We start from the raw sequence: 20264 nt of genomic DNA on the forward strand, positions 1-20264 counted from the left end.
CATCCCGTGACGCTCCGCGTCACCCTTGCGCAAGACTTGAGCCTGGCGTCGACAGCGGAACGCAGAGCGTCCCCGGCGGCATTCCCACGCGGAGCGTGGGAACGATCAATGGCAAGATCAATGGCATCGCGAGCAGGCTCACTCCCACCTAAAGCAGACTGGCTGCAGATCGTTCCCACGCTCTGCGTGGGAATGCATCCCGTGACGCTCCGCGTCACCCTTGCGCAAGACTTGAGCCTGGCGTCGACAGCGGAACGCAGAGCGTCCCCGGCGGCATTCCCACGCGGAGCATGGGAACGATCAAACGGCAAGATCAACGGCATCGCGAGCAGGCTCACTCCCACCTAAAGCAGACCGGCTACTGATCGTTAGCAGACCGGCTGCAGATCGTTCCCACGCTCTGCGTGGGAATGCATCCCGTGACGCTCCGCGTCACCCTAGCGCAAGACTTGAGTCTGGCGTCGACAGCGGAACGCAGAGCGTCCCCGGCGGCATTCCCACGCGGAGCGTGGGAACGATCAACGGCAGCGCTTTCTTAAGTGAACAGCATTAGTTCTGGGGCGGGATTTGTTTATTTAGATACGGAAGGCTTGGCGGCCGACCAGCAACCAATGGCCGTTCTTTTTCTGCCAGATCTGAAAGTTTTCGATTTCGGTCGGGACCAGTTCGGTGCCCTTGATCGCCTGGGCCGAGAAATGGTGGCGCACCAACGCGACGTCGCCAGAGACGGTGATGGTCTGGTTCTGCATTTCGAGGGTTTTGAAGGCACTTTTGCCGGTTTCGATATCGTCGATGAAGGCTTGCTTGTCCTGGACCTTGCCGCTGGAATGGCCGTAAGTCAGGTTCTCGGCGGTCAGCGCTTTCAGTTGGGGAATGTCTTTGTGCAGCATGGCTTGGGTCAGATGGTCCACGGCGTCGGCAACGTCCTTCTCTCCTGGTGCAGGCGCTGCGGCTACGTAACCGCTGAAGAGGCAGAGAAAGCCGATCAGCACTTTGACTTTTGTCATGGGTGTTTCCTTGTTGTTATTGGATGGGATAACTCGTCGGTCATCGTATAACCTAGCAGAATTTTATTGAAGTAGTGGCAAAACGACTCGGCATGCCGTTCATGGAGATGAACGGCATGCCGAGGCGAAAGGGCGTGTGCATTTGGTTTTCAGGCCAGCATCGACATCAAGCTTCCTTGCCGGTCCAGTTTGGCCAGGTCGTCGAAACCGCCGACATGGGTGTCGCCGATGAAAATCTGCGGCACGCTGCGTCGACCGCTGCGGTCGAGCATCTCCTTGAATTTGCCAGGGTCCGATTGAACGTTGATTTCCTCGGTGGCGATGCCTTTGTTCGCCAGCAGCGCCTTGGCATTGCGGCAATACGGGCAAGTGTCAGTGGTGTAAAGCGTCACAGTGTTCATGGTGTGCACTCCTCAATGTGTAAGTGGCGATCAGGCGTCGATAGCCGGGAAATCGATGTCGGTCAGGGCCAGGTTGTTCAAGTAGTTGGTCAGGGTCTGCGAGGCGACGTGGGCGACCACCTCAATAATCTTGGCGTCGTCGATGCCGGCAGCGCGCGCCGCTTCAATCTGCTCGTTGCTCAAGTGGCCACGGCTCTCGGTGATTTGTCGGGCCAGCGCGGCGAAGGCATTGAGTTGACCCTCCCGGGCGCTGAGGATGTCCTGCGCGGACAGCCCGGCCTTGCCGGCGAACAGCGTGTGCGCCGCCAGGCAGTAGTCGCAACCGTTGACCTGCGAGGTGGCGAGAAACACCGCTTCCTTTTCAGTCGTACTCAGGGACGTTTTGCCCAGCGCCACGGACTGTTGCAGATAGGCCGACAGCACGGCGGGTGCGAGGGCCAGTGTCTTGAAGACATTGGGCAAAAAGCCGATTTTCTTCTGCACACCCTCCAGTAGAGGGCGAGTGGCTTCAGTGGCGTTTTCGAGGTTCAGGGCAGTGATGCGGCTCATGGTGATACTCCGTAGATTCAAGCGCGTTGTGCGCTGGGTACGGGGTCCATGCTAAGGGTCGAGACTGGCTTTTAGGGTGCAAATCGTCGAGGATATGCGACAGATCGTCCAAATAAGTCGCCGGGAGTCGTTCCATGGATCGCTTATCAACCTTGCTTACGCATTTCGGCGTCAGTGCCGGAACCTTCCACAGCGGGCATTTCTGCGGGGCCGCGGCGTTTGACGGCGAACAGGTCACCGGCCACCTGCACCTGCTTCAAGCGGGGGAACTGACGCTCAGGTTGGCTGATGACCGCGAGGTTCGGCTCGACCAGCCGACCTTGATTTTTTTCCCGCGCCCGTACCGTCATCGCTTGTTCGCCCATGACGCCTCGGGCACGCAACTGGTGTGCGCTTCGCTGGCCTTCGACGGCGGGTCGGGCAATGCCTTGGCGGCGGCGCTTCCGGATTACCTGGTGCTGGGCCTCGACAGCGTGCCGACGCTGGCCGGGACGCTGGACTGGCTGTTCAACGAAGCCTTCAGCGGCACCTGCGGTCGCGAAGCGATGATGGACCGGTTGTTCGAACTGCTGGTGATTCAGCTGCTGCGACACATTCTGAGTAACCGCGAGCAAAGCCCCGGGATGATGGCTGGCCTGGCCGATCCGCGTCTGGCACGCCCCATGAGCCTGATGCACGACACGCCCGCCAAGGCCTGGACCGTGGCCGAATTGTCGGCGGCGGCGAACATGTCCCGGTCCAGTTTTGCTGAACATTTTCGTCTGGTGGTGGGGCAGACGCCGGTCGATTATCTGGTCAGCTGGCGCATCAGCCTGGCGCAGAAACGTTTGCGAGAAGGCAAGTCCATCGCGCTGATCGCCGATGAAGTCGGCTATGAAAGCCCTTCGGCGCTGGCCCGGGCCTTTCGGCGTAAAACCGGTGTCAGTCCGCGTGAGTGGGTGCAGGAAGGTAAACGTGCGCGCTGATCCTAGCGTTCGCCAGGTTAATCCGGCGGGCTGTTGGTCGTGAGATAGACTCATCAACGGGCATCGAACCGTGGGAGTGGCACCTGTGGCGCAATTCAAATGGACTCGCTGATCACCGCAGCAGCGCACGCACTCGCGGCGGGTGATCCGCTTGGCGCATTGAACCGCATTGCGTTGCGCGAGGACGCCCCGGCGCTGGCGCTGCGCGGTATTGCCATGGCGCAGCTGGGCGAGTTTGTTCGGGCCAAGGAGCTGGTCCGGCGTGCCGCCCGCGCCTTCGGTCCGAAAGAGCCGATGGCCCGCGCGCGGTGTGTGGTGGCCGAGGCCGAAATCGCCCTGGCTTCACGGGACTTGGGCTGGCCGGTGAAAGCGCTCGAAGCGGCGCGGGTGACGCTGCAAGCCCATGGCGATTGGGGCAACGCCGCCCACGCGCGCTATCTGCAGATTCGCCGCTTGTTGTTGATCGGGCAACTGGAGGAAGTCGAAGCGTTGCTCGCCGAGCTTGATCCGGCGCCATTACCGCCTGCATTGCGCGCCGCCCATGAACTGGTGGTGGCAGGGATCGCGATGCGCCGGCTCGAGACGACGAAGGCCCGATCTGCGCTTGAACGGGCCGAACGCGCCGCGCTCCAGGCTGGCATTCCTGCACTCACCGCCGAGGTCGAAAATGCTGCCCATCTGTTGAACAGCCCGGTGGCGCGACTGATTGCTCGAGGCCAGGAACGACCCTTGTTACTCGACGAAGTTGAAGCACTGCTCGGGTCAACGTCACTGGTGGTCGATGCGTGCCGTTACGTTGTGCGGGGCGCCGGGATGTCGGTGTCCCTCGCCACGCGCCCGGTGTTGTTCACCCTCGCACGGGCATTGGCCCAGGCCTGGCCCGGCGAGGTGGCAAGGGAAACACTCATCACCCAGGCCTTTCGCTTGAAGCTCTCGGACGAGTCGCATCGCGCACGGCTGCGGGTGGAAATCGGCCGGCTGCGCGCGGCGCTCAAGCCGCTGGCGGGTGTCACCGCGACCAAGCGTGGATTCGCGCTGCAGCCTCAGGTTGCCGACGACGTTGCGGTGCTGGCCAGACCGGTCGAGGAACCGCAAGCAGCGCTGCTGGCCTTTCTCGCCGACGGCGAGTCGTGGTCCAGCTCGGCGCTCGCCCTGGCGCTGAACACCAGTCAGCGCACCGTGCAGCGCGCACTCGATACGCTGGCGGCGTCTGGCAAGGTGCAGTCGTTTGGTCGCGGGCGAACCCGGCGCTGGTTGACGCCGCCGATGCCGGGATTCGCGACTACTTTGTTACTCACCCCTTGGGCGCCGGGTGATTAGGATCCACCTCACCACCCCTGTGACGAGGAAGCAAACATGAAACACTCAGCAGCCGAAATCATCCGCGAATACGGCCCGTTTCCGGGCGTCGACCACGTGCATGGCGTGTCTTATGACGGCCACAACGTCTGGTTTGCCTCTGGAGAAAAACTCAACGCCTTCGACCCCGCAAGCGGGCAGGCGCTACGCTCGATTGATGTCGCCGCCCATGCTGGCACGGCATTCGACGGCCAACACCTGTATCAGATCGCCGAGGATCGCATCCACAAGATCGACCCGCAGACCGGCCGCGTGCTCGCGACGATTCCGGCGCCGGGCGGCGGAGGCGACTCGGGCCTGACGTGGGCAGAAGGGACGCTTTGGGTCGGCGAATATCGCGATCGCAAGATTCATCAAATCGACCCCGCTACCGGCAAAGTGCTGCGCACGCTCGAATCCAACCGCTTTGTCACCGGCGTGACCTGGGTTGAAGGCGCGCTGTGGCACGGCACATGGGAAGAGGAGGAAAGTGAATTGCGGCGTATCGATCCGAAAACCGGCGAGGTGCTGGAAAGCGTGATGATGCCGCCAGGCGTCGGCGTGTCGGGACTGGAGTCCGATGGCGCGGAGCAGTTTTTCTGTGGCGGCGGCAAGAGCGGCAAGGTGAGGGCCGTGCGCCGGCCCGTCGCCTCTTAGAAGGTGAACTGACGCGAAGACCGAGGCGCATTCCGGGCCAGTTCGATCTCCAGCAGGTGATCAGCCAGCACGTCGCTCAGAAACCGGAACTGATCGTTCAGGCCGATCACTTCGTTGTTGAAGTGGTTGGCGGCTGCCGGTATCAGCAGGGCCTCGAAGCCCTCGTCGAACACCAGTGACAGCGTTTTGCGAGAGACGGATGTTTGCGAATAGTAGTTGTTGCCGAATACCGGGAAACTCACGGAGAGATTGACGGAATGGATCATGAGGTGCGCTCCTCGGCCAGGACAATGTATGAAAAAACAGTCAGCGTAACGGCCGTCAGGGCCAGGCAGGTCAGCAGATGGATCAACATGGTTTCCCCTCCGATGTGGGGTTTCGCCTTTGGATGGGTTGATCCTGCGCCAAGCGGTTTTTTAGCGGAAGGCAATCATCGCGATGGTGAATATCGATGAAGATGATGGTGTCTTTCAGGGCCTCTTCGCGGCCTGGAAGACAACAATCAATCCAAAGCGAACAAACCCCCACACCTATACTCAAAATAAATAGGCATTTGAGCGCCGGACATACCGTTCGGGGATCACTTTAGGAAACCGCGATCTTGAACCTGCGTTCGCTGATCGTCGCCGCGATGGTGGTGTTGGCGGGATGCGCCACGTCTACGCATGCCCCGGTGGTGGCGCCGATTGTGGTGGTGTCCGAGAGCACCTGGCGCCAGGTGGATCGCGAAATTGTCGCTGCCTCCCAGTCCGCCACCGAGCAGACCAAAATCTACTCGCGCGGAGCCATGGAATACTGGCGTACCCGGGTGTACGAAATGACCGAAGAGCGATTCATTCCCTGGTTCAGCAGCTATTGGACCCAGGAATGGCTGTCATTGAAGGTCAGCTGGTACACCCTCAGCGCCAAGGGTGAGCAGGATGCCTCGGCCAAGCGCCTGGCGGACTATCTGCTTGAACAATATCAGGAGCGTGTGTTGGCGCCGGTCGCCGTGGAGATCGATCCCGACGCGATTCTGGCCCAAGCCACGGCGTTCTACGTCGACATCCTTCAGGAAGAGCTGCAGAAGATTTCCAAGCGCCACGGCGTGCCGATGGAACAGCTTAACGCCCGGATCCAGAAAATTCCCGCCATCGCCCTGGGGCCGCCGCCGGCCCGGGATGCCTCGCTGTACCAGGTGGTGCACACGCAACCGCTGAATACGTTGCCGGCCTACGCGGCGCTCATCGACAAGATCCACAAGGCAGGCGGCGACAAAGGCGTCGGGTCGACCGACACCGCGATGGCTCCGGTGGCCAAGCGCGCCAGCCAGCGCATGGAGGCCGAAATGGCCCCGCGCGGCGCGGCCAGTGCCGTGGCCGCAGCCGCCGGGAAATTGGCTGGCGCCCTGATTTCGGTAGGGGTAGCCGGCGTTCGGGCGATTATTCAAGCCAACGACCGGCCGGACAGCGAGGCGCTGATTCGCAGCAGCCTGGGCAACACGTTCGACAAGGCCTGGTTGAAGCTGGTGCAGAACCCGAAGACCGGCGTGATGGCCGGCACGTTGTACATGGCGGGGCAAATTGAGGGCAGTCTGGCAGGCAGTGCCGATGTACCGTCGGTCAGCTCGGGCCCTGGGGCTGTCGAATGGAGTGCGCCGGAATCGACTAACCAGCAGATCGACCCTCAACCCCCCGCAGGAGAATGACCATGTCTTACGTCGATGGTTTTGTCGCGGCCGTACCGACCGCCAATCGTGAAAAATTCAAGAAACACGCCGAAACCGCCGCCGCGATTTTCAAGGAAAGCGGTGCGCTCAGCGTCACCGAGTGCTGGGGCGATGACGTGCCCGATGGCAAGGTGACCTCGTTCCCCATGGCGGTGAAACTCAAGGAGGACGAAACCGTGGTGTTTTCCTGGATCATCTGGCCGGACAAGGCCACCCGCAATGCCGGCATGGACAAACTCATGAACGATCCGCGCATGCAGCCCGACACCAATCCGATGCCGTTCGATGGTCAGCGGTTGATCTTTGGTGGTTTTGAAATAATCGTCAAAGCCTGATGCTCACAGCGGGGTCATTCCGGCGTCGGGGTGATCCTGCAACTCTTGCGATTGCGGATTTCATTGTCCGTCGGTCGTTCCCTGACAAACTCGAAACGCGGCTCGCCTTCGCTGTAATGCACCAGCCAGCCCCATTCCAGCTCGGCTTCATCCTGGCCGGGTTTCGGTGGCACGGCCCACCATGGCTCTTTGCTGATGATCTGTCGCATGGCCCCCTCCAAAGATTCGGTTGCTTGAACTATAACTTGCCTGTCAGGAGGTGCCAGCTATGAGCGACGAATCCCATGAGCCGCTGAAACGGCTGTTTTTCGCCTTGGATTGTGCGCCGGCCCAACGCAAGTCCATCGCCCAGTGGCGCAGCGCGCTGCAGCTTCGCAACGGTCGCCCGGTGCCGGCGGAAAACTTTCACCTGACGTTGATGTTCCTGGGCGCTGTCGAGGTGGCGCACATTGCCGAGATCTGCACGGCCGCTTCCAAGGTTCGTGTGCCCGGTGTGCCCTTGAAGGTGGCGCTGGATCGGCTGGATGTCTGGCGCAGGTCTGGGGTGTTGGTGCTGGCGCCGGAACAGGCATCACCCGAGTTGCTGCGGCTGGTTTACGGCCTGGAGCAGGCAATGTTGCCGTTTGGCTTCGAGGATGCGCCAAAGGAGTTTCGACCGCACCTGACGTTGATGCGTGACTATCGGGTGCCGGTGCCTGAATCCGCGACGCCGCCCGAATTTTTTATGCGGTCCGATCATTTCACGCTGTTCGAATCCCATAAGGGCCGGTATCGGGCACTGGCGCAATGGCCGCTCGCGCCGCCATAAAAAAAGGCGCCCGAGGAGGGCGCCCAAATTCACCTGAACCGAGAGGAAGCCAGGTGAGGCCGTTCTTGACAGGAGTGCAGCGGTGGTAAGGCGCTGCGTGAACGGAAAACGTTGTCACTGACCACTGACCACTGACCACTGACCACTGACCGCTTGATCGTTCCCACGCTCCGCGTGGGAATGCCTCCACGGACGCTCCGCGTTCGGCTTTGGAAGGGACGCGGAGCGTCCCGGGCTGCATTCCCACGCGGAGCGTGGGAACGATCAGATGGTCAGCAATCAGTGGATCAGTGGTGAATCACTTGCCGAGTTTCACCCGCGTCCAGCCTCGGGTCATTACTCGTTGAACACCAATCGGCATGTCCGGAATTGCATACAGCGTCGCCATCACTTCTTGCGACGGATACGACCCCGGATCATCGCGAATCGCTTCATCCACCAATGGCGTCGCCGCCGCGTTGGCATTGCTGTAGCCGATGTTGTTGGTGATTTCGGCGATGATGTCCGGGCGCATCAGGAAATTCATGAACAGGTAAGCATTCTCGACGTTCGCCGCATCCCGAGGGATGGCGACCATGTCGTAGAAACTGCCGGCCCCTTCCTTGGGAATGCTGTAGTCGATCTTCACCTTGTCGCCCGCTTCCTGGGCGCGGGCCTTGGCCTGCAGCACGTCGCCGGAGTAACCGACCGCGACGCAGATGTTGCCGTTGGCCAGGTCGGAGATGTATTTCGACGAATGGAAGTACGCCACCGACGGCCGAATCTTCATGAACAGCGCTTCAGCTTCGGCGATCTGGCCTTTGTCCTGAGAGTTCACCGGATAGCCCAGGTAGTGGAGGGCGGCCGGCAGCATCTCGGTCGGCGAGTCGAGGAAACTGATCCCGCAGGCTTTGAGCTTTTGCGCGTTCTCGGGTTTGAACAGCAAGTCCCAGGAGTTGGTCGGCGCGTTCGTGCCGAGCACTTCCTTTACCTTTTCCGGGTTGAAACCAATGCCGATCGAGCCCCACATGTACGGGAAGGCGTGACCGTTATCCGGGTCGCTGGCGGAGGCGTTCTTCAACAGGACCGGGTTGAGGTTTTTCCAGTTCGTCAGCTTCGACTTGTCCAGCGTCTGATAGACACCGGCCTTGATCTGCTTGGCCAGGAAACTGTTGGACGGCACCACGATGTCGTAGCCGGATTTGCCCGCGAGCAGGCGTGCCTCAAGGGTTTCGTTACTGTCGAACACATCGTAGGTCACGCGGATGCCGGTCTCGTCTTCGAATTTCTTGACGGTGTCCGGGGCGATGTAATCCGACCAGTTGTAGACGCGCAGTACCTTGTCATTGGCCTGGGCGCCCGTAGCCATTGCGCCCAATAAGGACAGTGTCAGCAGAGTCCTGCCAAACATTTTCATCGGTACAACTCCATTCTTTTTATTCACATTACGCAAAGCGTTTGAAACGCGACGGCCTAGGCCGTCGCTTCTACCAATTGCTTCTCAGGTTGCTTCCAGGATTCGCTGGCGGTCTGGTCCATCGCTTCCTGGATCGCGCGTTTACGGGTGGCTTCGGCGCGACGGCTGAAGAACCAGACCATGAACGTTACGATCGAGACGGCGAGCAGAATCAGGCTGGCCACGGCGTTGATCTCAGGCTTCACGCCCAGACGTACCGCCGAGAACACTTCCATCGGCAGGGTCGTCGAACCCGGGCCCGACACGAAGCTCGCCAGCACCAGGTCATCCAGCGACAGGGCAAACGACATCATGCCGCCGGCCGCCAGAGACGGCGCGATCATCGGAATGGTGATCAGGAAAAACACCTTGAACGGCTTTGCCCCCAGGTCCATGGCCGCTTCTTCGATGGACAGGTCCAGCTCACGAAGGCGGGCGGAGACCACCACCGCCACATAGGCGGCGCAGAACGTGGTGTGGGCGATCCAGATGGTGACGATGCCACGTTCCTGCGGCCAGCCGATCAACTGCGCCATGGCCACGAACAGCAGCAACAGCGACAGGCCGGTGATCACTTCAGGCATCACCAACGGCGCGGTCACCAGGCCACCGAACAGCGTGCGGCCCTTGAAACGCGTCACGCGGGTCAGCACAAATGCCGCCAACGTGCCCAGCACTACCGCGGCAATCGCGGTGTAGCAGGCGATCTCCAGCGAGCGCACCACCGAGCCCATCAGTTGGGTGTTGTCGGCCAGACCGACATACCACTTGATCGACCAGCCGCCCCACACCGTCACCAGTTTGGAGGCGTTGAAGGAGTAGATCACCAGAATCAACATCGGCAGGTAGATAAACGACAAGCCGAAAATCAGCATGAACTTTGAAAATCCGAAGCGTTTCATCCCCGTGCCTCCATCTCTTTGGCCTGACTGCGGTTGAACAGCAGAATCGGCACAATCAGGATCAACAGCATCACCACCGCCAGCGCAGACGCCACCGGCCAGTCGCGGTTGTTGAAGAACTCTTGCCACAGCACACGGCCGATCATCAGGGTTTCCGGGCCGCCCAGCAGTTCCGGAATCACGAACTCACCGACCACCGGAATGAACACCAGCATGCAGCCAGCGATGATCCCGTTCTTGGCCAGCGGCACGGTGATTTTCCAGAAGTTGTTGAAGTTGCTCGAACCCAGGTCCGAACCCGCTTCCAGCAAGCTCTGATCGTGCTTGACCAGGTTGGCGTACAGCGGCAACACCATGAACGGCAGGTAGGCGTAAACCACACCGATGTAGACGGCCGTGTTGGTGTTGAGGATCTCGATCGGGTGATCGGTCAGCCCGGTCCACATCAAGAACGCGTTGAGCAAACCGTTGTTGCTGAGAATGCCCATCCACGCATAAACGCGGATCAGGATCGCGGTCCAGGTCGGCATCATGATCAACAGCAGCAAGACGTTTTGCGCTTCCTTGCTCGCTTTGGTGATCGCATAGGCCATCGGGAAACCGATCACCAGGCACATCAGCGTGCTGAAAAACGCCACCTTCAACGAACCCAGGTAGGCCGAGATGTACAGCTCGTCGTCGGTCAGCAACGCGTAGTTGCCGATGTTCAACAGCAGCTGGAATTTCTGCTCGGCGTAGGTGTAGATCTCAGAGTAAGGAGGAATGGCCAGGGCCGCTTCCGAGAAGCTGATCTTCATCACCAGGAAGAACGGCAACAGGAAAAACAGGCACAGCCACAGGAATGGAACCCCGATGACGAGCTTTCGACCACTCGGCATCAGCCGCATGAACTGCTGATTGAGTGTTTTCATGAGCGCAGTACCACGCCGCTGTCGTCTTCCCACCACACGTAGACTTTGTCGTCCCAGGTCGGACGGGCGCCACGGCGTTCGGCGTTGGCCATGAACGACTGCACGACCTTGCCGCCAGGCAATTCCACGTAAAACACCGAGTGACCGCCGAGGTAGGCGATGTCATGCACTTTGCCTTGGGACCAGTTGTAGCGAGTGTCCGGCTTGACGGTGCTGACCAGCATTTTTTCCGGGCGGATGGCGTAGGTGATCGACTTGTCCTGCACCGAGGTGCTGACGCCGTGACCGACGTAGATCTTCTGTTCCAGGTCCGGGCTGTGAATGATCGCGTGACCTTCCAGATCTTCCACCACGGTGCCGTCGAAGGCGTTCACGTTGCCGATGAATTCGCAGACCATGCGGCTGACCGGCGCTTCATAAATGTCGACCGGACTGCCGATCTGCGCGATCCAGCCCAGGTGCATGATCGCAATGCGTTGGGCCATGGTCATGGCCTCTTCCTGATCGTGGGTCACCATCACGCAGGTCACGCCGACGCGTTCGATGATTTCGACCAGTTCCAGTTGCATCTGCGAGCGCAGCTTTTTATCCAGCGCGCCCATCGGTTCGTCGAGCAGCAACAGCTTTGGACGCTTGGCCAGGGAGCGGGCGAGGGCGACACGCTGACGCTGACCGCCGGACAACTGATGGGGTTTACGTTTGGCGTATTGGGTCATGTGCACCAGGCGCAGCATCTCTTCGACGCGGGCGTCGATTTCGCTGGCCGGCAAACGGTCCTGCTTGAGGCCGAAGGCAATGTTCTGCGCGACAGTCATGTGCGGGAACAAGGCGTACGACTGGAACATCATGTTGATCGGCCGCTCGTACGGCGGCATGTCAGTGATGTCCACGCCATCGAGGAAAATCCGCCCATCGGTTGGGCGCTCGAAGCCTGCGAGCATGCGCAGCAGGGTCGATTTGCCGGAACCGGACCCGCCGAGTAGAGCGAAGATTTCGCCTTGATGAATCTCAAGCGAGACATCGTCTACGGCGCAGGTTTCGTCGAATTTCTTGGTGACGCGGTCGACTTTCAGCAACACCTTTTTCGATGTCTGGTGACCTTCAAGAGCCTTCCTGTAAGTGCTGGAGGCGTTTGCCATGTGAAACTCCCAACAGGTTTCAGTCGTCGGGCCAACGCGGCCTGACTTAATAGTTGATTGCAAGCCCAATCCCGGTGATGCCAGTGAATCCAGCAGTGATCCCCTGTGGGAGCGAGCTTGCTCGCGATGGCGGTGTGTCAGTCGACATCAATGTTGACTGGGGCGCCCTCATCGCGAGCAAGCTCGCTCCCACAGGGATTTGCGTTTGACTCTCTGGCCCCTACTGAGCGGGCTAATTCGGCGCCGCCGTCCTGGCTGCCTGGTAGTACTTGTTGTTATCGCAGTGTGTTGTTATCGCGAGTGTCGGGCGCGCAAAGACGCGCCCGCCTGACTCACGGGGGCAGTAAATGGATCAATCGTGTTTGGCGTCAGCGTGATTTACGCAACGCGGCCCGTCGCCGGCACGCATCGCCGAACGCCTGGAAAATACTCAAATAAGGAGTATTGGAAAGCACCTGCCATTCCGGGTGCCATTGCACACCGACGGCGAAGGTGGGGCTGTGTTCCACCGAAATCGCTTCGATCAAACCGTCCGGCGCAATCGCTTCGGCACGCAGGCCGGGGGCGAGTCGGTCGATGCCCTGGCTGTGAATCGAATTGACCATGAACTCGGCGGGCAACTCCAGCGCCTCGAACACGCCGCCCGGTTGCACCGTCACCGCATGGGCCGGGGCGTATTGCACCGCCAGCTCCGGACTGTCCGCTTCCCGGTGATCGAGCATCCCGGGCAGTTCATGCACCTTCTGATGCAGGCTGCCGCCGAACGCCACGTTCATTTCCTGGAAGCCGCGGCAGATGCCCAGCACCGGCACGCCAGCCGCAATGGCCGCACGCAATAAAGGAAGGGTCGTGGCGTCCCGCGCCGGATCGTGATCCGTGCCGGGAGCGCTGGCCGGGCCTTGATAGTGGAAAGGTTCCACGTTCGAAGGGGAGCCGGTCAGCAACAGGCCATCAAGGTGCGCCAGCACATCCTCGATTTCAGTCTGTTCGCCCAGGGAAGGAATGATGACGGGCAGCCCCAGAGCCGCGACGCTGACAGCACGCAAGTACTTGTCGCCGCTGACGTGGTAGGGGTGCAGGCCAATCTGTTTGACGCACGCTGTAACGCCGATCAATGGCTTGAATGCCATTTTTATCACCTCGAAGTTTCACACTTGAACGAGCTTTTCCGGAGCTTAGCCTTGTTGATTTTAATTAACAACTCTCATGTAAAAAATTCTAAACGCCGCACGTCTGATCGTCAGGATTTACGCGGTGCGCAAGACTGATGTGGCACTCTCGTGCCCAAAAAAGGCCCGAAAATAAAGGTTGAAAGGTCAAGTGTTCGCTATTGACTTCACTTTGCCGTTCGGGTTGACTGAGCTCGCAACAAGGTAGTGAACATAATAATTAACAGCTAATAGGTGCATCATGTCGGTCCCTCTGCGTGCCGTTCAACTCAACGAAGCAAACGCATTCCTTAAGAAATATCCTGAGGTTTTGTACGTCGACCTTCTGATTGCGGATATGAACGGTGTGGTGCGCGGCAAGCGCATCGAGCGCACCAGTCTTCATAAGGTTTACGAAAAAGGCATCAACCTCCCGGCGTCACTGTTTGCTCTGGACATCAACGGTTCTACGGTGGAAAGCACCGGCCTGGGTCTGGACATCGGCGACTCAGACCGAATCTGCTTCCCCATCCCCGGTACCCTGAGCATCGAGCCATGGCAGAAGCGCCCGACCGCGCAACTGTTAATGACCATGCACGAACTTGAAGGCCAGCCGTTCTTCGCTGACCCGCGTGAAGTGTTGGCCAATATCGTGCGCAAGTTCGATGACTTGGGCCTGACCATCTGCGCCGCGTTCGAACTCGAGTTCTATCTGATCGACCAGGACAACGTGAACGGTCGTCCGCAATCGCCACGTTCGCCGGTATCGGGCAAGCGTCCGGTGTCGACTCAGGTGTATCTGATCGACGACCTCGACGAATACGTCGATTGCCTGCAAGACATCCTTGAAGGCGCGAAAGAGCAGGGCATTCCTGCCGACGCCATCGTCAAGGAAAGCGCCCCGGCGCAGTTCGAAGTGAACCTGCATCACGTCAACGACCCGATCAAGGCCTGCGACTACGCGGTGTTGCTCAAGCGTCTGGTGAAGAACATCGCCTACGACCACGAGATGGACACCACGTTTATGGCCAAGCCTTACCCGGGTCAGGCGGGCAACGGTTTGCACGTGCACATTTCGATTCTCGACAAAGCAGGCAACAACATCTTTGCCAGCGAGGATCCCGAGCAGAACGCCGCGCTGCGACACGCGATCGGCGGTGTGCTCGAGACCCTGCCGGCGCAGATGGCGTTCCTGTGCCCGAACGTCAACTCGTACCGTCGTTTCGGCGCACAGTTCTATGTACCGAACTCGCCGAGCTGGGGCATCGACAACCGTACCGTGGCGGTGCGTGTGCCGACCGGTTCGCCGGATTCGGTGCGCATCGAACACCGTGTCGCTGGCGCTGACGCCAACCCGTACCTGCTGATGGCCTCGGTTCTTGCCGGTATTCACCACGGCCTGACCAACGAGATCGAACCGGGCGCCCCGGTCGAAGGCAACAGCTACGAGCAGAACGAGCAGAGCCTGCCGAACAACCTGCGCGATGCGTTGCGCGAGCTGGACGACAGCGAAGTCATGGCGCGCTACATCGACCCGCTGTACATCGACGTGTTCGTGGCGTGCAAGGAAAGCGAGCTGGCCGAGTTCGAGAACTCCATCTCCGACCTTGAGTACAACTGGTACCTGCACACCGTTTGATGGGCCAGATGGTGTACGCACTATCCGCGTACACCACCAAACCCCTGTGGGAGCGAGCTTGCTCGCGATAGCGGTGGATCAGCCAACATCAATGTTGAATGTCATGGCCCCATCGCGAGCAAGCTCGCTCCCACAGTGACCGCGGTTTACCGGTCTTCCAACGATCACTCATTCCCCTGCGTCGAGTCACAACCATGACAAACACTCGCAGCGATTGGGAGCAACGCTTCCAGTCCCTCAACATCGAAGGCCGCGCATTCATCGACGGTCAATATTGCCCGGCACTCAGCGGCGACAGCTTTGAATGCATGAGCCCGGTCGACGGTCGTTTCCTGGCCAACGTCGCCAGCACCGACGAAGCCGACGCCAATGCCGCCGTCGCCGTTGCACGCCGCACCTTCGAGTCCGGCATTTGGGCCAACCTCGCCCCGGCCGAGCGCAAGCGAATCCTGATTCGTTTCGCCGATTTGATCCTGGCCAACCAGGAAGAACTGGCCCTGCTCGAAACCCTCGACATGGGCAAACCGATCAACGACTCGATGAACATCGACATCCCGGCGACCGCCAACGCGATCCGCTGGAGCGCCGAAGCCATCGACAAGATCTACGACGAAGTCGCCGCTACCCCGCACGACCAACTCGGCCTCATCACCCGCGAACCTGCGGGCGTCGTCGCTGCCATCGTGCCGTGGAACTTCCCGTTGATCATGGCCAGCTGGAAGTTCGCCCCGGCACTGGCTGCGGGTAACTCGTTCATCCTCAAGCCATCGGAAAAGTCGCCCCTGACTGCCATTCGCATTGCGCAACTGGCGCTGGATGCCGGCATCCCGAAAGGCGTGTTCAACGTCCTCCCGGGCTACGGCCACACCGTCGGCAAGGCGCTGGCGTTGCACATGGACGTCGACGTGCTGGCCTTCACCGGTTCCACCGCGATTGCCAAGCAACTGCTGATCTACGCCGGGCAAAGCAACATGAAACGCGTCTGGCTCGAAGCAGGGGGGAAGAGCCCGAACGTGGTGTTTGCCGACGCGCCGGATTTGCGCGCGGCAGCACAAGCGGCGGCCGGTGCCATCGCCTTCAACCAGGGCGAAGTCTGCACCGCCGGTTCGCGCTTGCTGGTCGAGCGTTCGATTCGCGAGCAGTTCATTCCGCTGCTGGTGGAAGCGCTGCAAGCCTGGAAACCGGGGCATGCGCTGGACCCGGACACCACGGTCGGCGCGGTCGTCGATCAGCGTCAACTGGACAACGTCTTGCGCTATATCCAGGTCGGTAAAGACCAGGGCGCGCAACTGATCGCGGGCGGCAGCCGCACCCTCGAAAGCACCGGTGGCCTGTACGTGGAACCGGCGATTTTCGACGGCGTGACCAACGCCATGACCATCGCCCGGGAAGAAATCTTCGGCCCGGTGCTGTCGTTGATCACCTTCGACACTGCTGAAGAAGCGCTGGCGATTGCCAACGACAGCATCTTCGGCCTGGCCGCCGGTGTCTGGACCAGCAACCTGAGCAAGGCCCACACCTTCGCCCGCGGCTTGCGCGCCGGCAGCGTCTGGGTCAACCAGTACGACGGCGGCGACATGACCGCGCCGTTCGGTGGCTACAAGCAGTCGGGTAACGGTCGGGACAAATCGCTGCATGCGTTCGACAAATACACCGAACTCAAAGCGACCTGGATCAAGCTCTAATACCTATAAAAAAAGCGACGGTCGCCGGCACGCTGCCTGCGGCCATCGGAGAAACGTATGAAACACACCACACATGTAAACAGCTACTACGCCGCCACCCGTAACTTCACTGGCGAATTCCCGGTGCTTGAAGAACTGGTGGAATGCGACGTCTGCGTCATCGGCGCCGGCTACACCGGCTTGTCCTCGGCCCTGTTCCTTGCGGAAGCGGGCTACAGCGTGACCGTGCTTGAGGCCGCCAAAGTCGGCTTCGGCGCCAGCGGTCGCAACGGCGGTCAACTGGTCAACTCCTACAGCCGTGACGTCGATGTCATCGAAGAGCGCTACGGCGACAAGACCGCCGAAGTCCTCGGCAGCATGATCTTCGAAGGCGCCGACATCATCCGTCAGCGCATACAGCACTACGACATTCAGTGCGACTACAAGCCGGGCGGCATCTTCGCCGCGATGAACAAGAAGCAACTCAAAGGCCTGGCCGAGCAGAAGAAGAGCTGGGAGCGCTACGGCAACAAGAACCTGAAAATGCTCGACACCGCCGACATCAAGCGTGAAGTCGGTTCCGACGCCTACGTCGGCGGCCTGCTCGACATGCAGGGCGGCCACATCCACCCGCTGAACCTGGCCCTCGGCGAAGCCTCGGCCATCATCGGCCTGGGCGGCAAGATCTACGAACAATCGGCGGCGGTGGAAATCACCTACGGCGAACCGATCACCGTGCGCACCGCCAAAGGCGTGGTTCGCGCCAAATACCTGCTGATCGCCGGCAACGCCTACCTGCCGCAAGGCCTCGACAATCGCGTGACCAGCAAAAGCATGCCGTGCGGTTCGCAAATCGTCGTCACCGAACCGTTGTCGGAAAAGGTTGCGCGCAGCCTGATCAAAAACAACTACTGCGTCGAAGACTGCAACTACCTGCTCGACTACTACCGCCTCACCGCCGACAACCGCCTGCTGTACGGCGGCGGCGTGGTCTACGGCGCGCGGGAACCGGACGACATTGAACAACTGATCCGCCCGAAAATCCTCAAGACCTTCCCGCAACTCAAGGACGTGAAGATCGACTACCGCTGGACCGGCAACTTCCTGCTGACCATGTCACGCATGCCGCAATTCGGCCGCATCGAGAAAAACGCCTACTACATGCAAGGCTACAGCGGCCACGGCGTCACCTGCTCGCACCTGGCCGGCAAACTGATCTCGGAAATGATCCGCGGCGACGCCGAACGCTTCGATGCTTTCGCCTCGCTCCCGCACATGCCAATGCTCGGCGGCCGCACCTTCCAGGCCCCGCTCACCGCCATGGGCGCCGCGTACTACGCGCTGCGCGATCGCTTCGGCATCTGACCCCGGCACAACCCCTGTAGGAGTGAGCCTGCTCGCGATAAGGCCCAATCAGTCGCCATCAACATCGCCTGACCCACCGCCATCGCGAGCAGGCTCACTCCCACAAGTGGGTTCCGGTCGATCACAGTTTTTGCTATCGCCACAAAACCCCCTGTAGGAGTGAGCCTGCTCGCGATGAGGCCCTAATATTCAACATCAATGTTGAATGACACACCGCCATCGCGAGCAAGCTCACTCCCACAATTTGATCCCGGTCGATCACAAATTTTGCGGTCGCCACAGAACCCTGTGGGAGCGGGCTTGCCCGCGATGAGGCCCTACCAGCCACCATCACCCCCAACCAAACCCCATGATTTCAGCCCCAAACAACCTTTTCACCCACCCATTCATCGAACCTGCTGAGCAACACCACCAAACGTGATTTAATACCCGCCTTTCACATTTCCGGGACAGGGAAGCGGTACTTTCGCGGCCAAAAGTCGCCCGCCATCCACCCCCATAACCCTTAAGTATTCTTCGCATAAGGCTGTCATGGACACGGGCTCAAGACTCAAATTAGTACGCGAAAGCTACAAACTCTCCCAGCGCGAGCTGGCCCGGCGTAGCGGCGTCACCAATGCCACCATCTCCCTGATCGAACAGAATCGCGTCAGTCCCTCCGTCAGCTCCCTGAAAAAACTGCTCGAAGGCATTCCCATGTCTTTGGCGGACTTCTTTACCTTCGACCAACCGCCCCGCGAGCACCAATACGTGTTCCGCGCCAATGAACAGCCGGATCTTGGCCGTCATGGCCTGCGGTTGCTGCTGATTGGTGCTTCGGTGCCGAGCCGGCAGATGCGGCTGTTGCGCGAGCAATACGCGCCTGGGGCGAGTTCGGGGGAAGAGCCGATAGTGCATTCGGAAGGGGAGGAGTGTGGGCTGGTTACACGGGGGACGGTTGAGTTGACGGTTGATGGGCAGATTAGTGTGCTCAACGCGGGCGACGGCTACTATTTCCCGACGACATTGCCGCACAAGTTTCGCAATATTGGCCAGGATGAAGCGGAAATCATCAGCGCCAACACCCCAGCAAACTTCTAACCTATAAACGGACGCAACCCTGTAGCTGCTGCCGAAGGCTGCGTCCGCATCCAAGACCCAAGCTGAATGGAAGCAGCTGTTTCAGCGTTTATCCAAAGTAAATGGACTTCACCTCATGACCTCACCCCGCATCCGCCCCCTCGCACTCTGCATCTTCCATCACGATGGCAAGATACTGGTTAACGAAGCGCACGACCCCATTACCGGAAAGCCATTCTTTCGCCCAATCGGTGGCGGAATCGAATTTGGCGAAACCAGCGCCCAAGCCGTCATACGTGAAGTCGATGAAGAACTCGGTTTGTCCGTCATCGATGTTCGCTTGCTCGGTACGCTTGAAAGCCTCTTTACGTACGCCGGCAAGCCAGGGCATGAAATTGTGCAGGTCTACGATGCGAAATTCGTGGATGTCAGCGTCTATGGATGGCCCCACTTGAAGGCTCAAGAAAGCGATGGAGCTGCCTTTATTGCGAAGTGGCTGCCGCTCGACAGTATTACTGGCGACACGCCGCTGGTTCCTGTCGGGTTATACGAGCTACTGAAGAAGGTTGCACTGCTGGACTGAGGTTCGGTTATTAGAGATGAAAAAAGGCTGCCAATAGGACGGCGCTTGTAGCGACGATAGGGCACTGGTGCAGTGCGCCCCGGACAAAACAGGCATCTGGATTCCAGGGTAGCGACCCAAATTATGGAGAGGCAAAGATGACTGGACAGGTTTTGAAGTCGAAGTTGGTGAATTTTCTGGTGGCCGATGCCGAGGTGAATTACGCCAACGTGGACGATTTATATTACGTGGCTGAAGCTGGCAATGTGGACGCGTTGGGCGATGTGCTAGAGGCCTTCAAGGAGGCATACGGAGGACTTTGGGTTGGCGGAAAAATGGTGCTGACCCAAACAATGGTTCGTCTGAGTGCCAATGCCATGAACCGCCTCGTTCAGGACGGGACGCTGGATATTGAACTCCCACTGGCATTAATCCGGAAGGTCACGGTTGAAGGTGGGTTCATGACGAAGATCATTCGTCTTGATACCGGCGCTGGCAGCGTTAAGTTCCGGTGTTTTGGTGCGAAAGATGTCGCTGCGATGATAGAGAATGCAATTCTCTCGCGAGCTAGACAGGCCTAAAAAAACAAAAAACGGCAACTCGGTGCGGGTTTTTCTACAGAGAAAAGGTGGCAGAATTATTTAGATAAATAGATCTGCCACCTTTTTTATG

The 20264-nt window shown here is 59.7% G+C and carries 22 protein-coding genes; 12 read left to right on the forward strand and 10 right to left on the reverse strand.

The features are described from left to right. Nucleotides 1-575 precede the first annotated feature (575 nt). From HNR03_RS14620 to HNR03_RS14630, 3 genes are all read right to left on the reverse strand, one after another. Nucleotides 576-1007, reverse strand: coding sequence for a nuclear transport factor 2 family protein (locus tag HNR03_RS14620; protein WP_259154294.1), 432 nt, complete (start codon nucleotides 1005-1007; stop codon nucleotides 576-578). Nucleotides 1008-1156: 149 nt separating this feature from the next. Next, nucleotides 1157-1408 (reverse strand): glutaredoxin 3, encoded by a 252-nt coding sequence (grxC, locus tag HNR03_RS14625; protein WP_259154295.1) that lies wholly within the window; start codon nucleotides 1406-1408, stop codon nucleotides 1157-1159. Nucleotides 1409-1438: 30 nt separating this feature from the next. Next, entirely contained in the window at nucleotides 1439-1957 is a 519-nt protein-coding gene (locus HNR03_RS14630; RefSeq protein WP_259154296.1) for a carboxymuconolactone decarboxylase family protein, read from the reverse strand. A 134-nt stretch (nucleotides 1958-2091) separates the two neighbouring features. On the opposite strand from HNR03_RS14630, the gene HNR03_RS14635 reads away from it, so the two are divergent. From HNR03_RS14635 to HNR03_RS14645, 3 genes are all read left to right on the forward strand, one after another. After that, complete coding sequence (locus tag HNR03_RS14635) at nucleotides 2092-2922, forward strand: AraC family transcriptional regulator (protein WP_259154298.1); 831 nt, start codon at nucleotides 2092-2094, stop codon at nucleotides 2920-2922. 99 nt (nucleotides 2923-3021) lie between these two features. Then, the gene (locus HNR03_RS14640; RefSeq protein ID WP_259154299.1) at nucleotides 3022-4242 is read left to right on the forward strand and encodes a helix-turn-helix domain-containing protein; all 1221 of its coding nucleotides are present in this window, start codon (nucleotides 3022-3024) and stop codon (nucleotides 4240-4242) included. Nucleotides 4243-4278: 36 nt separating this feature from the next. After that, the gene (locus HNR03_RS14645) at nucleotides 4279-4917 is read left to right on the forward strand and encodes a PQQ-binding-like beta-propeller repeat protein (protein ID WP_222586053.1); all 639 of its coding nucleotides are present in this window, start codon (nucleotides 4279-4281) and stop codon (nucleotides 4915-4917) included. On the opposite strand, the gene HNR03_RS14650 is transcribed toward HNR03_RS14645, so the two are convergent. Next, nucleotides 4914-5183, reverse strand: coding sequence for a hypothetical protein (locus HNR03_RS14650; RefSeq protein ID WP_259154300.1), 270 nt, complete (start codon nucleotides 5181-5183; stop codon nucleotides 4914-4916). The two genes, HNR03_RS14645 and HNR03_RS14650, sit on opposite strands and share 4 nt — an antisense overlap. Before the next feature lie 335 nt (nucleotides 5184-5518). Here HNR03_RS14650 and HNR03_RS14655 point away from each other — a divergent pair, with 335 nt between their 5' ends. After that, entirely contained in the window at nucleotides 5519-6604 is a 1086-nt protein-coding gene (locus HNR03_RS14655) for a hypothetical protein (protein WP_259154301.1), read from the forward strand. Nucleotides 6605-6606: 2 nt separating this feature from the next. After that, entirely contained in the window at nucleotides 6607-6960 is a 354-nt protein-coding gene (locus HNR03_RS14660; protein ID WP_259154302.1) for a DUF1428 domain-containing protein, read from the forward strand. Nucleotides 6961-6974: 14 nt separating this feature from the next. On the opposite strand, the gene HNR03_RS14665 is transcribed toward HNR03_RS14660, so the two are convergent. Then, nucleotides 6975-7169 (reverse strand): hypothetical protein, encoded by a 195-nt coding sequence (locus HNR03_RS14665; protein ID WP_222586056.1) that lies wholly within the window; start codon nucleotides 7167-7169, stop codon nucleotides 6975-6977. A gap of 59 nt (nucleotides 7170-7228) precedes the next feature. On the opposite strand from HNR03_RS14665, the gene thpR reads away from it, so the two are divergent. After that, on the forward strand, nucleotides 7229-7768 hold the full coding sequence (thpR, locus tag HNR03_RS14670; protein ID WP_259154304.1) for an RNA 2',3'-cyclic phosphodiesterase: 540 nt from the start codon (nucleotides 7229-7231) through the stop codon (nucleotides 7766-7768). A 298-nt stretch (nucleotides 7769-8066) separates the two neighbouring features. On the opposite strand, the gene HNR03_RS14675 is transcribed toward thpR, so the two are convergent. The 5 genes from HNR03_RS14675 to HNR03_RS14695 form a co-directional block, all read right to left on the reverse strand. Further along, the gene (locus HNR03_RS14675; protein ID WP_259154306.1) at nucleotides 8067-9164 is read right to left on the reverse strand and encodes a polyamine ABC transporter substrate-binding protein; all 1098 of its coding nucleotides are present in this window, start codon (nucleotides 9162-9164) and stop codon (nucleotides 8067-8069) included. 56 nt (nucleotides 9165-9220) lie between these two features. Continuing rightward, nucleotides 9221-10105 carry an ABC transporter permease subunit gene (locus HNR03_RS14680; RefSeq protein WP_222586058.1) on the reverse strand — a complete coding sequence of 295 codons (885 nt, stop codon included), beginning with the start codon at nucleotides 10103-10105 and terminating at the stop codon, nucleotides 9221-9223. After that, the gene (locus HNR03_RS14685) at nucleotides 10102-10983 is read right to left on the reverse strand and encodes an ABC transporter permease subunit (protein WP_167360543.1); all 882 of its coding nucleotides are present in this window, start codon (nucleotides 10981-10983) and stop codon (nucleotides 10102-10104) included. The genes HNR03_RS14680 and HNR03_RS14685 overlap by 4 nt, the downstream gene beginning before the upstream one ends. Before the next feature lie 29 nt (nucleotides 10984-11012). Next, the gene (gene potA, locus HNR03_RS14690) at nucleotides 11013-12155 is read right to left on the reverse strand and encodes a polyamine ABC transporter ATP-binding protein (RefSeq protein WP_259154308.1); all 1143 of its coding nucleotides are present in this window, start codon (nucleotides 12153-12155) and stop codon (nucleotides 11013-11015) included. A 368-nt stretch (nucleotides 12156-12523) separates the two neighbouring features. Continuing rightward, complete coding sequence (locus tag HNR03_RS14695) at nucleotides 12524-13285, reverse strand: gamma-glutamyl-gamma-aminobutyrate hydrolase family protein (RefSeq protein ID WP_259154311.1); 762 nt, start codon at nucleotides 13283-13285, stop codon at nucleotides 12524-12526. 280 nt (nucleotides 13286-13565) lie between these two features. Between HNR03_RS14695 and HNR03_RS14700 the strand changes: the two genes are divergently transcribed. The 6 genes from HNR03_RS14700 (at nucleotide 13566) to HNR03_RS14725 (ending at nucleotide 20173) form a co-directional block, all read left to right on the forward strand. After that, nucleotides 13566-14942: a glutamine synthetase family protein gene (locus HNR03_RS14700; protein WP_259154312.1), complete on the forward strand. Its 1377-nt coding sequence runs from the start codon at nucleotides 13566-13568 to the stop codon at nucleotides 14940-14942. Between the two features lie 194 nt (nucleotides 14943-15136). Next, on the forward strand, nucleotides 15137-16627 hold the full coding sequence (locus HNR03_RS14705; RefSeq protein ID WP_259154313.1) for an aldehyde dehydrogenase: 1491 nt from the start codon (nucleotides 15137-15139) through the stop codon (nucleotides 16625-16627). Nucleotides 16628-16684: 57 nt separating this feature from the next. After that, nucleotides 16685-17971, forward strand: a complete 1287-nt coding sequence (locus tag HNR03_RS14710) for an FAD-binding oxidoreductase (protein WP_222586063.1) — start codon at nucleotides 16685-16687, stop codon at nucleotides 17969-17971. A 531-nt stretch (nucleotides 17972-18502) separates the two neighbouring features. Next, the gene (locus HNR03_RS14715; protein WP_007946335.1) at nucleotides 18503-19051 is read left to right on the forward strand and encodes a cupin domain-containing protein; all 549 of its coding nucleotides are present in this window, start codon (nucleotides 18503-18505) and stop codon (nucleotides 19049-19051) included. A gap of 115 nt (nucleotides 19052-19166) precedes the next feature. Next, nucleotides 19167-19613, forward strand: a complete 447-nt coding sequence (locus HNR03_RS14720; RefSeq protein WP_259154316.1) for an NUDIX hydrolase — start codon at nucleotides 19167-19169, stop codon at nucleotides 19611-19613. A 137-nt stretch (nucleotides 19614-19750) separates the two neighbouring features. Beyond that, the gene (locus tag HNR03_RS14725) at nucleotides 19751-20173 is read left to right on the forward strand and encodes a hypothetical protein (protein WP_259154317.1); all 423 of its coding nucleotides are present in this window, start codon (nucleotides 19751-19753) and stop codon (nucleotides 20171-20173) included. Nucleotides 20174-20264: the final 91 nt, after the last annotated feature.

It is taken from the genome of Pseudomonas sp. JAI111 (assembly GCF_024809425.1).
Classification (GTDB): domain Bacteria; phylum Pseudomonadota; class Gammaproteobacteria; order Pseudomonadales; family Pseudomonadaceae; genus Aquipseudomonas.